The 12387-nt window shown below is 69.9% G+C and carries 10 protein-coding genes; 2 read left to right on the top strand and 8 right to left on the bottom strand.

The window, feature by feature from the left end:
- Positions 1–24: 24 nt before the first annotated feature.
- From ACWAUO_RS10305 to ACWAUO_RS10270, 8 genes are all read right to left on the bottom strand, one after another.
- Positions 25–2079, bottom strand: a complete 2055-nt coding sequence (locus tag ACWAUO_RS10305) for a dipeptide ABC transporter ATP-binding protein (RefSeq protein WP_460775174.1) — start codon at positions 2077–2079, stop codon at positions 25–27.
- Positions 2076–3011, bottom strand: a complete 936-nt coding sequence (locus ACWAUO_RS10300) for an ABC transporter permease (protein ID WP_460775172.1) — start codon at positions 3009–3011, stop codon at positions 2076–2078. Before ACWAUO_RS10300 ends, ACWAUO_RS10305 begins: the two co-directional genes overlap by 4 nt.
- 1 nt (position 3012) lies before the next feature.
- Entirely contained in the window at positions 3013–4032 is a 1020-nt protein-coding gene (locus tag ACWAUO_RS10295; protein WP_460775170.1) for an ABC transporter permease, read from the bottom strand.
- Positions 4033–4147: 115 nt separating this feature from the next.
- Positions 4148–4549: a PH domain-containing protein gene (locus tag ACWAUO_RS10290; RefSeq protein ID WP_460775169.1), complete on the bottom strand. Its 402-nt coding sequence runs from the start codon at positions 4547–4549 to the stop codon at positions 4148–4150.
- A gap of 125 nt (positions 4550–4674) precedes the next feature.
- Positions 4675–6348, bottom strand: a complete 1674-nt coding sequence (locus ACWAUO_RS10285; RefSeq protein ID WP_460775167.1) for a dipeptide ABC transporter ATP-binding protein — start codon at positions 6346–6348, stop codon at positions 4675–4677.
- Positions 6345–7298, bottom strand: a complete 954-nt coding sequence (locus ACWAUO_RS10280) for an ABC transporter permease (protein ID WP_460775166.1) — start codon at positions 7296–7298, stop codon at positions 6345–6347. Before ACWAUO_RS10280 ends, ACWAUO_RS10285 begins: the two co-directional genes overlap by 4 nt.
- Complete coding sequence (locus tag ACWAUO_RS10275) at positions 7288–8217, bottom strand: ABC transporter permease (protein WP_460775164.1); 930 nt, start codon at positions 8215–8217, stop codon at positions 7288–7290. Before ACWAUO_RS10275 ends, ACWAUO_RS10280 begins: the two co-directional genes overlap by 11 nt.
- A gap of 165 nt (positions 8218–8382) precedes the next feature.
- A complete protein-coding gene (locus ACWAUO_RS10270; RefSeq protein WP_460775163.1) occupies positions 8383–9993 on the bottom strand; it encodes a peptide ABC transporter substrate-binding protein in 1611 nt (536 codons plus the stop codon).
- Between the two features lie 353 nt (positions 9994–10346).
- Here ACWAUO_RS10270 and ACWAUO_RS10265 point away from each other — a divergent pair, with 353 nt between their 5' ends.
- Both ACWAUO_RS10265 and ACWAUO_RS10260 read left to right on the top strand, forming a co-directional pair.
- Positions 10347–11156 carry a CPBP family intramembrane glutamic endopeptidase gene (locus tag ACWAUO_RS10265; protein WP_460775162.1) on the top strand — a complete coding sequence of 270 codons (810 nt, stop codon included), beginning with the start codon at positions 10347–10349 and terminating at the stop codon, positions 11154–11156.
- 237 nt (positions 11157–11393) lie between these two features.
- A complete protein-coding gene (locus tag ACWAUO_RS10260; RefSeq protein ID WP_460775160.1) occupies positions 11394–12371 on the top strand; it encodes a hypothetical protein in 978 nt (325 codons plus the stop codon).
- Positions 12372–12387 lie beyond the last annotated feature (16 nt).

Here is a 12387-nt window from a genome sequence, read left to right as displayed (position 1 = left end):
CGTGGGGGGCTCGGTGGGGTCGGGTCACCGGTAGTGGCACGCGTTCGCGTGGTCCGGGCCGGTGGGGGTGAGTGCGGGGCGCTCGGTGCGGCAGCGCTCCTTGCGCGCCTCGTCGAGCACGGCGTGCAGCTGGCACCGGGAGACGAACGGGCACCCGGCGGGGTCCTCGGTGGGGCTCGGCAGGTCGCCGCGCAGCACGATGCGTTCGCGGGTGCGTTCGGTGTCGGGGTCGGGGACGGGCACGGCCGACAGCAGCGCCTCCGTGTACGGATGCCGCGGATCGTCGAACACCGCATCGACGTCGCCGACCTCGACGAAGGTGCCGAGGTACATGACCGCGACGCGGTCGGCGATATGGCGGACCACGGACAGGTCGTGCGCGACGAAGAGGTAGGAGAAGCCGAGCTTCGTCTTCAGCTCGTCGAGGAGGTTGATGACACCCGCCTGGATCGACACGTCCAGGGCCGAGACGGGTTCGTCGAGGACGACGAGACGCGGGTTGGTGGCGAGGGCGCGGGCGATGCCGATGCGCTGGCGCTGCCCGCCGGAGAACGCCGCCGGGAACCGGTCGCTGTGGGCGGGGTCGAGGCCGACGAGCGCCATGAGCTCGTCGACGCGGTCCTCCGCCTCGTGGCGCGGGGTGCCGATGACCTTGAGGGGCTCGGCGATGACGTCCGCGACGGTCATGCGGGGATCGAGCGAGCCCACCGGGTCCTGGAAGACGATCTGCAGGTCGCGGCGCACCGCGCGCACGTCGCGGGCGCCGTGCAGGTCGGCGACGCTCCGACCGCCGATGCGGATGTCGCCGCCTGCCTGCACCGCGAGGTCCATGATCTCCAGCAGCGTCGTGGTCTTGCCCGACCCCGACTCGCCCACGATCGCCAGGGTCTCGCCCTCGCGGATGTCGAAGCTCACCCCGCGCACGGCGTGCACGTCGCCGACGCGACGCTTGAAGAGCGAGCCCTTCATGAGCGGGAAGGTCTTGCGGAGGTCCACCACCTCCAGCGCGGCGGCCCGTTCCTCGCGCGGCACGCGGGCCAGGGCGCTCTCCGGGATCACCGGCGGGGCGAACACGGGGGCGCCGTCGATGCGGCGCCGGTCGATCTCGTCGGCACGGATGCACGCGGCGCGATGCCCGGCGCCGTCGTCGACCACCGGCTCGAGCGCGGGTTCGACGTCCCAGCACGCGGGCACCGCGACCGGGCAGCGCGGCGCGAACGGGCAGCGGTCCGGTACGTCGATGAGCATCGGCGGCGTGCCCTCGATCGGCACGAGCGGGGTCTTCTCCGCCTTGTCGATGCGCGGGATCGCCCCCAGCAGACCGATCGTGTACGGCATCCGCGGGTCTCGGAAGAGTTCGCGCACCGGGGCCTGCTCGACGGGCTTGCCCGCGTACATGACGATGACGTCGTCGGCGGTGCCGGCGACCACGCCCATGTCGTGCGTGATCATGACGACCGCCGCGCCGGTCTCCTCGCGCGCGGTGCCGATGAGATCGAGGATCTGCGCCTGGATGGTGACGTCGAGGGCGGTGGTCGGCTCGTCGGCGATGATGAGCTTGGGGTCGTTCGCCATGGCGATCGCGATCACCACGCGCTGCCGCATCCCGCCGGAGAACTCGTGCGGGAACGCCCGCAGCCGCCGCTCGGGGTTCGGGATGCCGACCAGTCGCAGGAGTTCGACCGCGCGCACCTCGGCCGCCCGCTTCGAGATGCGCTGGTGGGTCTGCAGCGCCTCGACGATCTGGTCGCCGACCGTGAACACCGGGGTGAGCGAGGTGAGCGGGTCCTGGAAGATCATGGCCATGCCGTTGCCGCGGATGAGCGACATCTCCCGATCGGTCTTGCCGAGCAGTTCCTCGCCGTCGAAGCGCACCGAGCCGCGCACGGTGGCGTTGTCCGCGAGCAGGCCCATGATCGCGAGCGAGGTCACCGACTTGCCGGAACCCGACTCCCCCACGATGCCGAGCGTCCGGCCGGGCAGCAGGTCGAACGAGACGCCGCGCACCGCGTCGACCCGGCCTGCCTCCGAGGGGAAGCCGACCTGGAGGTCGCGGACGGAGAGGACGGGATCGGTCATGCGCGACCCCCGGCCGCCGACGTGGGATCGAGAGCGTCGCGCAGGCCGTCGGCGACGAGCGCCATCGACACCGTGAGCAGGGTCAACGCCGCAGCCGGGAACAGGAACAGCCAGGGGGCGCTGGAGATCGTGCCGGCGCCCGACCCGATGAGCGAGCCGAGGGAGACGTCCGGGGTCTTCACCCCGAAGCCGAGGAACGACAGCCCGGTCTCGGCCTGGACGGCGGCCACCACCCCGAGCGTGAAGTTGATGATGAGCAGCGACCCGATGTTGGGCAGCATGTGGCGCAGCACGATCCGGATGCCGGAGACGCCCATGTACCGAGCGGCGGCGATGTACTCGCGCTCGCGCAGGGACAGCGACAGCGTCCAGATGGTGCGGGCGGTGAAGAACCAGCTGACGAGGATCAGCATGAACGCGATGATGCGCCAGTCGCCGCCGGAGTCGTTCGAGATCATGGCGAGCACGAGGAAGGTCGGCACGACCATGAGGAAGTGGATGCCCAGCAGCGCGATCCGCTCGTACCAGCCGCCGAAGAACGCGGCCGAGGTGCCGACGAGTGCGGCGAGGACGGTCGTGCCGAGCGACACCGTGATCGCGATCATGAGCGAGCGCTGCAGCCCCACCACGACCTGCGCGTACAGGTCGTTGCCGGAGTTCGTGGTGCCGAACCAGTGGTCGGCGTTCGGCGGGTCGGAGAGTGCGAGGAAGTCAAGTTCGACGTGGTCGTAGCGCTGCGTGAAGGGCCCCACCAGTGCGAACAGCACGATGAGCACGAAGACGACCGCGCCGACCACCGCGACCCGGTTGCGCATGAAGCGGCGGGTGTACAGGCGCGCCTTCGACATGCGCTTGCGGCGGGGTGCGGGCTCGGGCACGACCGGCGGGTTGTCGCCGTGCTCCAGCGGGTCCACCATCGAGGTCACGGTCATGTCAGCTCACTCGCACTCGGGGATCGAGGATGACGACCGCGATGTCGGCGAGCAGCGCGCCGATCGCGGTCATGACGGCGCCGAACGCGGCGATCGCGACGGTGCCGTGGATGTCGTTGGTGGCGAGCGTCTGGGTGAAGTACTGCCCCATGCCCCGCCAGCCGAAGATGGACTCGGTGAGGATCGCGCCGGTGAAGATCGCCGGGATGGAGAACGCCACCTGGGTGGTCACCGGGATGAGCGAGGTGCGCAGGGCGTGCCGGCGGATCGCCTGCTGCTTCGTGAGGCCCTTGGCGCGCGCCATCCGCACGTAGTCGGCGTTGATGTTGTCCAGCAGGAGCGAGCGCTGCAGGAAGTGGATGCCGGCGTAGCCGACGAGCACGAGCGCGAGCGTCGGCAGGATGAGGTGCTGCGCCGCGTCGACGAGCACCGGGAAGAAGCCCGTCACCCCCGGACTCGACGCGCCGGTGACGTAGAACAGCCGGGTGCCGACGGCGTTGTTCACGATGATCGCGAGCAGCACGATCATGAGGGCCGCGACCACGATGGGGATGTTCAGCGTGATGATCGAGGTCGCGGTGCCGATGCGGTCGGCGAGCTTGTACTGGCGCGAGGCGGTGTAGACGCCGAGCGCGATGCCGAGGAGCGTCGTGATGATGGTGGCGCCCAGCACGAGCTCCGCGCTCACCCAGATGCGGTACGAGATCTGCTCGTTGACCGACTGGCCGACCGGGCTCACGCCCCAGTCCCATCGGGTGAGGATGCCGGTGAGCCACGTCCACCACCGCTCGATGAGCGGGGTGGTGTCGCTGAGGTTCCGGGGCTCGAGCAGCGCCTGGATCTGCGCCTCGTCGAGCGGCGGGCGGCGGCCGACGTAGTTGCTGCGGGGGTCGAGGTAGCCCCAGGCGAGGAAGAACACGAGGTTCGTCGCCACGGCGATCATGAGCAGCCAGCCGGCTGTCCGGCGCGCGAGGTACTTCAGCATCCGGCGCGGGTGGTTCGGCGGGCGGGCACGGCACACGACATCGTTCAGGTCTTTCGAGCGGGGGGACTCGGGATCGACCGAACGTAACACCGTGGACGCGCTCCGCAATGTGCGCGTCAGGTGTTGTGGATAACTCGCAATCCGCCTTGACTCAGGCGTTTACGATGAGCAAGGCGACCAGTGCGCCCGCGACGAGCACGAGCAGCGCGACGAGCGCCGGCACGTCCCAGGAGCGGGTCACGGCGGTGTCCGCGCCGGCGTCCCGACGGGCGGTCTCCCAGGCGTCGACGATGTCGCCGGACGCCGCGGACCCGGCATCCTCACCGCGCCGCACGGCGCGCGCGGGGCGACCCGTCGCGGGCCCGCCGTAGCAGGTGATGCGCCTGCCGTCGGCCGTCGTGATGACGAGCTGGTAGCGCATCGCGACGTCGGTCACGGCGCCCCAGCCGATGCGCGTGCGCCGGAGGTAGTTCTGCACCGTGACGCCCGTGGCGTCGGTGGCGACGTGCGAGGCGTACAGCCCCACGTACACGGCCCACAGGACCAGCAGCACCCACGGGCTCAGCAGCAGCGCGGTGCCGATGTCGGCGCGGACGGCCGCGTCGACGAGCAGGATCGCCGCGACGACCGCCGAGCCGATGAGCCCGACGGTCGCCGCGGTCGATCTGTGGACGGTCCTCAGCTCCGCCCCCCGAGCGGGATCGAGGCGCCGGGGATGGCGTCGAGGAGGCGCCGGGTGTACTCCTGCGACGGGTTCGTGAAGATCTCGTCGACCGTGCCCTGCTCGACCGCGCGTCCCCGTTCCATGACGCAGACGGCGTCCGCGACCACCCGGACGACCGCGAGGTCGTGGGTGATGAACAGGTAGGTGAGGTCGAGCTCGGACTGCAGTTCGGCGAGCAGCTGCAGGATCTGGTCCTGCACGAGCACGTCGAGCGCGGAGACCGCCTCGTCGAGCACGACGATGTCGGGCTTCAGCGCGAGGGCGCGGGCGATCGCGACGCGCTGACGCTGACCGCCGGACAGCTCGTTCGGGTACCGCGTGGCGAGGTCCTGCGGCAGCGACACCTGGTCGAGCAGCTCGCGCACCCGGGCACGGCGCGACGCGGCGTCGCCGACCTTGTGGATGTTCAGCGGCTCGGCGATCGTGTTGCCGATGTTGCGCAGCGGGTCGAGCGAGCCGTACGGGTCCTGGAACACCGGCTGCATCTTGCGGCGCAGCGCGAACGCCTCCCGGCCGCCGATCTTCGCGACGTCCTCCCCGTCGACCTCGATCGAACCGGCCGTGGGCTCCTCGAGCTTCAGCACCATCTTCGCCACGGTCGACTTGCCGGAGCCGGACTCGCCCACCAGGGCCAGGGTCTTCCCCTTCGGGATCGAGAAGGAGACGTCGTCGACCGCGCGGAACGGGATGCTCTTGAAGCTCCCCTGGCGGATCTTGTACTCCTTCACGAGGTGCTCGACCTTGATGGCCGGCGGGATCAGCGCGAGGTCGCCGCTCGTCTCGACCGCGTTCGTCTCCTCGACGCGGGCCTGGATGCGCTTGGAGGCGATCGAGGGCGCGGCGGCGACGAGGCGCTGCGTGTACGGGTGCTGCGGGTCCTGCAGGATCTCCCGGCTCGGGCCCGCCTCGACGATCTCGCCCTGCTGCATCACGATGAGCCGGCTCGCGCGCTCCGCGGCGAGGCCCAGGTCGTGCGTGATGAGGAGCACCGAGGTGCCCTTCTCGCGGGTGAGGTTCGCCATGTGGTCGAGGATGACCCGCTGCACCGTCACGTCGAGCGCACTCGTGGGCTCGTCCGCGATGAGCAGCTTGGGGTCTGCGGCCAGGCCGATGCCGATGAGGGCGCGCTGCCGCATCCCGCCGGAGAACTGGTGCGGGTACTGGTGCATGCGCTTCGCGGCATCCTTCAGTCCCGCCTGCTCCAGCACCTCCACCGCGCGGTCGTGGACGGCCTTGCGACCCTGCGCGATGCCGTTCGCCCGGACGGCCTCCTTCACCTGGAAGCCGATCGACCACACCGGGTTGAGGTTCGACATCGGGTCCTGCGGCACGTAGCCGATGTCGCGGCCGCGCAGGCGCTCCATCTGGCTGCGGCTGAGCTCGGTCAGCTCGCGCCCGTCGAGGGTGATCGAGCCCTCCGTGACGTGACCGGTGCCGGGCAGCAGGTTCACGATCGCCGAGGCGGTCGTGGACTTGCCGGAGCCCGACTCCCCCACGATGGCGACGGTCTCGCCGGGGAAGATGTCGAGGTCGACGCCGTGGAGCACCTCGCGGGAGCCGCGCTGCGTGTCGAAGGCGACCTTCAGACCGCGGATGCTGAGCAACGGGGTGGGGACGGTGCCGCTCATCGGCGGGCCCTCGCTCTCGGGTCGAGGGCGTCTCGGATGAGCTCGCCCAGCAGGATGAAGGCCAGCACGGTGACCGTCAGCGCGATCGACGGCCAGATGAGGGCCATGGGTGCGGTGCGCAGCGACTGCTGCGCCTGGCTGATGTCGGCGCCCCAGCTCATGACGTCGGAGCCGAGTCCGACACCGAGGAACGCCAGGGTCGCCTCCGCGACGATCGCCGCGGCGAGGCTCAGGGTCGAGATGACCAGGAGCGGTGCGATGGCGTTCGGCACGACGTGGTTGAGCAGCGTCCGGAACCGGCTGAGGCCGAGGGCCTGCGACGCGACGACGAAGTCCGCCTGCCGCACCCGCAGGATCTCGGCGCGCACGACACGGGCCGTGGAGGCCCAGGCGAACCCGCCGATCGCGAGGGCCAGGGTGAACACGTTCCGGTAGTTGTAGAACACGCTCATCACGACCACGGCGGCCAGGATGTAGGGGATCGCGAAGAAGATGTCGCCGACGCGGGAGAGCACCGAGTCGAGCCAGCCGCCGTAGAAGCCCGCGAGGGCGCCCATGACGAGGCCGATCGTGGAGCCGATCAGGGTCGCGAGCAGACCCACGACCACCGAGGTGCGGGTGCCCCACACGATGCGGGCCCAGATGTCGCAGCCCTGGAACGTGAACCCCAGCGGGTGCCCGGCCTCGGGGCCGCCGTTGCTGTTGGCCAGCTGGCAGTTGTTGTTCGGCGGGGTCTGCGTGAACAGCGTCGGGAAGAGCGCCATCAGCACGACCACGAACACGATCGCGACGGAGATCCAGAAGGTCGGGCGCTTGCGGAGGTCCCGCCAGGCGTCGCCCCAGAGGCTCGCCGGCTTCGCGTTCTCGTCGACCTTCACAGCGTCCACCGTGACGACCGTATCCTTCACGGGTGCGACGTAGTGCGTGGGCAGTTCGGTGTTACTTGACATAGCGGATCCTCGGGTCGAGCAGACCATAGAGCAGGTCGACGACGAGGTTGACCAGCACGTACAGGATGACGAAGACGGTCACGAACGAGACGATCGTCGGGCCCTCGTGGCGCAGCGTCGCCTGGAACAGCGTGTTGCCGACGCCGGGGACGTTGAAGATGGCCTCGGTGACGGTCGCGCCCACCAGCAGCACGCCGAAGTTCGTCGCGGAGTTGGTGATGACCGGGATGAGCGAGTTGCGCAGCACGTGCACGGGGATGACACGCCGACGCGGCAGGCCCTTGCTGTACGCGGTGCGGACCCAGTCCTGGTTGAGCGTGTCGATGACCGAACCGCGCATGAGGCGCATGCTCGTCGCGTAGAGGCTCACACCGAGCACGATGGCCGGGAGCCAGAGGTCGTTCCACCCGTTCTGCGCGCCGACCGTGGGGCGGAACCAGCCCCACTGGATCGCGAGGAAGTACTGGGCGAGGAACGCGAGCACGAAGATCGGGAGCGCGACGAAGATGAGCGAGATCACCAGCATCGCGTTGTCGAAGATCTTGCCCTTGCGCAGGGCCGAGACGGTGCCGATGATGATCGCGAGCACGAACTCGATGCCGATCGCCATCACGGCGAGACGCCCGGTGACGGGCAGGGTGCGGGCGAGCACGTCGTTCACCGACTGGCCGGAGAACGTCGTCCCCATGTCGCCCTGGAAGATGCCGAGCAGGTAGTAGCCGTACTGCACGATGAACGGCTGGTCCAGGTGGTACTGCGCCTCGAGCGCCGCGACGACCGCCTCGTTCGGGGTCTTGTCGCCGAACAGCGCGAGGATCGGGTTGCCCGGCATGGCGAACACCAGGGCGTAGATGAGCAGCGTGGATCCCAGGAAGACCGGGATGAGCTGCAGGATGCGTCTGAGGATGTAACCGAGCATCCTCACTCCCTCCGAATCACGGGACGTCTCCCCCGCGCGGTCGGCGCGGGTGGACATCCGTTGAGAGCATCGTGCCGTGTGTTCGACGCGGACGCGAGCTTTGCATGGACAAGCCGCGAGGCGGTGACGTGTCCGTCACCGCCTCGCGGGAGCGACCGAAGGGTGTCAGCCCTTGGTGATCGCGTAGTACAGCGGAACCGAGTTCCAGCCGAACTGGACGTTGTCCACCGTCTCGGCGAAGCCGCCGTTGACGTTGGAGTACCAGAGCGGGATGGCCGGCAGGTCCTGCAGGAGGACCTCCTGCGCGGCCTGGAACTTGGCGTTCTGCTCCTCGAGCTCGGTGGCGGAGATGCCCTCGCTCAGCAGGGTGTCGAACTCGGCGTTCGAGTAGTCACCGTCGTTCGAGCCGGCGTTGGTCGCGTAGAGCGGGCCGAGGAAGTTGTACAGACCCGGGTAGTCGGCCTGCCAACCGGTGCGGAACCCGGTCTCGATCACGCGGTTGGTGACGTCGGTGCGCAGCGAGGCGAAGTCGACGTACGGGGCGCCCGACGCGTCGATGCCCAGCGTGTTCTTGATCGAGTTGGTGACCGCGTCGACCCAGGTCTGGTGACCACCGTCGGAGTTGTACGCGATCTGGAACGAGCCGGACCACGGCGAGATGGCGTCGGCCTGGGCCCACAGCTCCTTCGCCTTCTCCGGGTCGTACCCCAGGACCTCGGCGCCCTCGAGCGAGTCCGACCAGCCGGCGATGACCGGGGAGGTGAAGTCGCTGGCGGGGGTACGGGTGCCCTGGAACACCGTCTCGGTGATCTCCTCGCGGTTGATCGCCATGGACAGCGCGGCGCGGCGGAGCTTGCCCTCCTCACCCGAGAAGTGCGCGAGGCGCTCCGGGATGGTGAAGGACTGGAAGATCGCGGCCGGCTGGTTGACGGCGCGGTCGGCGAGGTCGTCCTCGTAGGTGGCGAGGGCGGCGTCCGGGATGGCGTCGAGGACGTCCAGGTTGCCGGCGAGGAGGTCGGCGTAGGCCGCATCCTGCGAGGCGTAGAAGACGATCTTCAGACCGTCGTTCTGGGCCTGACGGCCACCCTTGTAGTCCTCGTTCTTGACGAGCTCGATCTCGACGTCGTGCTTCCACGCGTCCTCGGCGGCCAGCTTGTAGGGGCCGTTGCCGATCGGGGACTCGCCGAAGGCCTCCATGTCCTCGAACGCGACGTCCGGGAGCGGGTAGAAGGCCGAGTAGCCCAGGCGCAGCGCGAAGTCGGCGGCGGGCTTGTTCAGCGCGATCGTGAAGGTGTAGTCGTCAACCTGCTCGAGACCGGTCAGCTCGGAGTCCTCGTCCCAGCTGAAGCCCTCGATGTCCTCGAAGAAGTAGCTCGAGAGCTGCTCGTTCGAGAGCAGGGCGCCGTAGTTCCACGCGTTGATGAAGTTGTCGGCCGTGACCTCTTCACCGTTGGTGAACTTCTGGCCCTCCTTCAGCTTCACCGTGAGGTGCTGCGGGTCGTCGACCGTGATCTCCTCGGCGACGTCGTTGACCGGGTTGCCGTCGGCGTCGTAGTAGATGAGGCCCGCGAAGACCTCGTCGATGATCTTGCCGCCACCGGTCTCGTTGGTGTTGGTGGGGATGAGCGGGTTCTGCGGCTCCGAGCCGTTCGCCGTGATGATGGCGGTGGCGTCACCGGACGAGTCGCTGGACCCGCCTCCGGCGCAGCCGGCCAGGGCGAGAGAACCCGCCCCCACCAGTGCGATGCTCGCGAGCGCGATCTTTGAGCGCTTCACTGTTCCTCCTGTGCAAGGGGTTGTGCGGTCGCGTCTGTGCTGTGGGCAGGACCGACCGCGGATACGTGAAACCCTAAGCACGCGGTTCCGCCTGGTCAAAATATGTAAGCAAACTGTGACAGATCTCTCATACTGTCGCCGGGGCGTCGTGCAATCTGCTCACCCGGGCGGCAGGCGTAGCCGATCGCGGGGGTTTCTGTCTGGCACGCGGTGTCGCCGCATCCGGGACCGGGTTTCACTGGGTCGGCGTGTGGCCGAGGCGGATGCGGGGTGGGCGGGCGGGGCGGATGCGGGTGGCTGGGAGGACCGGATGCGGTGTGGCCGGGCGGGGCGGCTGTGCCAGGCTGTCGGTCGTGGCCGCTCCCCTGATCCGCGCCTTCGACCCGCCGCGCGCCGTGGGTGCCACGCGCACCCGGTTCGGCTGGGAGGTCGCGCTCGTCCTCGCGGTGTCGGTCGGCCAGTCGGCGCTGTACTCCGTGCTGTCGCTCGTGCGGTCGATCCAGCGCGCGCTGAGCGAGCAGGCGTCGATCGGGCAGCAGCAGACCCAGCTGAACCCGACCCGCGACGCGCTCGCGTTCTGGGACGCGCTCTACCAGCTGCTGTCGGTCTGCTTCGGCCTGGCGACCGTGGCGCTGGTCGTGTACCTGCTCTGGGAGCCCGGGTCGAACGCGCTGCGCCGCATCGGGCTGGACTTCCGCCGGTTCGGCGGCGACGCCGGTCGTGGGGTGCTCCTGGTCGCGGTGATCGGGATCCCGGGGCTCGCGCTGTACGCGGTCGGGCGGCTGCTGGGGGTGACCCTGCAGGTGGCGACCTCGCCCCTGGACACCGCCTGGTACACCGTGCCCCTCCTCATGCTCGCGGCGCTGCGCGCCGGACTCACCGAAGAGGTGATCTTCCTCGGGTACCTGTTCGACCGCCTGCGCCGGCTCGGGTGGGGGTGGTGGACGATCATCCTCGCCACGGCGGGCCTGCGCGCCGCGTACCACGCCTACCAGGGCTTCGGTTCGATCGTGGGCAACTTCGCGATGGGCGTCGTCTTCGGCTGGTGCTACCGCCGCTGGGGGCGCGTGATGCCGCTCGTGATCGCCCACACCCTCATCGACGTCATCGCCTTCGTCGGCTATCCCCTCGCCGTCGCCGTCCTCCCCGCCGTCTTCGCCTGACCCCCGCCCGGCCCCGGCCCGGCCTGGCCCGGCCGGCCCGGCCCGACTGGGCCGCGAGACTGCATCTGGGTGACGAGACTGCATCCATTGTCAGCAGTCTCGTCACGCAGATGCAGTCTCGCGGTTCGTGGTCACGCGTCGTGCGTCGGTCCTCCCCAGGCGGGGCATGTGCCAGCCGTCTCCACCGCCACGTGCACACCGACGACCGTTGCGAATGCGGCGGGCCAGGCTCGGCGCATGATCCCGGTCCTGCCGCTCTCCCAGTCACTCCGACCCTCCCCCGTTCCACTCCTGCGTCCGTCGGACACGCGCGGTGTCCGCCTCGACCGGGAGGCTGCAGCGGGCAGGCTCGTCACGGTGCGTCCCGGCGTGTTCACCCCGTCGGACGAGTGGCGCACGCTCGCGCCGTGGGGTCGCTACCTCGCACGCGTGCACGCGGTCGCGCTGCAGCAGCCCGATGCGGTGTTCAGCCACGAATCCGCCGCCGCCCTCCTGGGTCTCCCCCTGTTCGGCGATCCGGATGTCGTGCATGTGCTGAGCGGGCACGCGACCGCGCGCGAGACCGCCGGCATCCGCGTGCACACCACCGCGGATGCGCGCGAACTCGTCGACATCGGCGGCGTCGTCGTGACATCGCCGGTCGAGGTCGCCGTCGACCTGGCACGTGCGAGGCACCCCGCCGTCGCACTCGCGGTCGCCGACGCCGTCCTGCGCCTCGATCCGCTGGCATCCGTGGAGCAGCTCGTGGCACGGAACGAGGCGCGGTCGAGCAGCCGCGGGCGACGCCGTGCCCGATGGGTCCTGCACCGGGCCGACGCGCTGGCCGAGACCGCGCTGGAGTCGGTGAGCAGGGCGGTCGTCGAGTGGCTCGGGTTCCCAGCGCCCGAGCTGCAGGTGGTCGTCGCCACGGCCGTCGGCGACTTCACCCTCGACATGCGGTGGCCGGATGCCGCCATCGGCGGCGAGACCGACGGCCGTCTCAAGTACGACGGCCGCTACGGCGATCCGGCCGACGTCGTCTGGCGGGAGAAGCAGCGCGAGGACGCCCTCCGCCGCGAACTCAAGGGCCTCGCCCGGTGGGGCTGGGCGGAGCTTCGCGATCCGATGTCGCTGCGCCGCATCCTGCTGGCTGCGGGTCTCAGGCCGGTCGCCCCGCTGCGCTCGGACTCGCTCTTCTCCCTCCGCTCGGCGCTCGCCGGCGGCAGCACGCCGTGACCACCCCATGACCCGC

Source organism: Microbacterium sp. GXF7504 (genome assembly GCF_054798235.1).
The sequence above is the reverse complement of the archived record's forward strand: the minus strand, read 5'-3'. Positions and strand labels throughout refer to the sequence as shown.

Coding starts and splice junctions, on each gene's coding strand:
- ACWAUO_RS10305 (WP_460775174.1), bottom strand. CDS start 2,079: ATGACCGATCCCGTCCTCTCCGTCCGCGACCTCCAGGTCGGCTTCCCC.
- ACWAUO_RS10300 (WP_460775172.1), bottom strand. CDS start 3,011: ATGACCGTGACCTCGATGGTGGACCCGCTGGAGCACGGCGACAACCCG.
- ACWAUO_RS10285 (WP_460775167.1), bottom strand. CDS start 6,348: ATGAGCGGCACCGTCCCCACCCCGTTGCTCAGCATCCGCGGTCTGAAG.
- ACWAUO_RS10280 (WP_460775166.1), bottom strand. CDS start 7,298: ATGTCAAGTAACACCGAACTGCCCACGCACTACGTCGCACCCGTGAAG.
- ACWAUO_RS10275 (WP_460775164.1), bottom strand. CDS start 8,217: ATGCTCGGTTACATCCTCAGACGCATCCTGCAGCTCATCCCGGTCTTC.
- ACWAUO_RS10260 (WP_460775160.1), top strand. CDS start 11,394: ATGATCCCGGTCCTGCCGCTCTCCCAGTCACTCCGACCCTCCCCCGTT.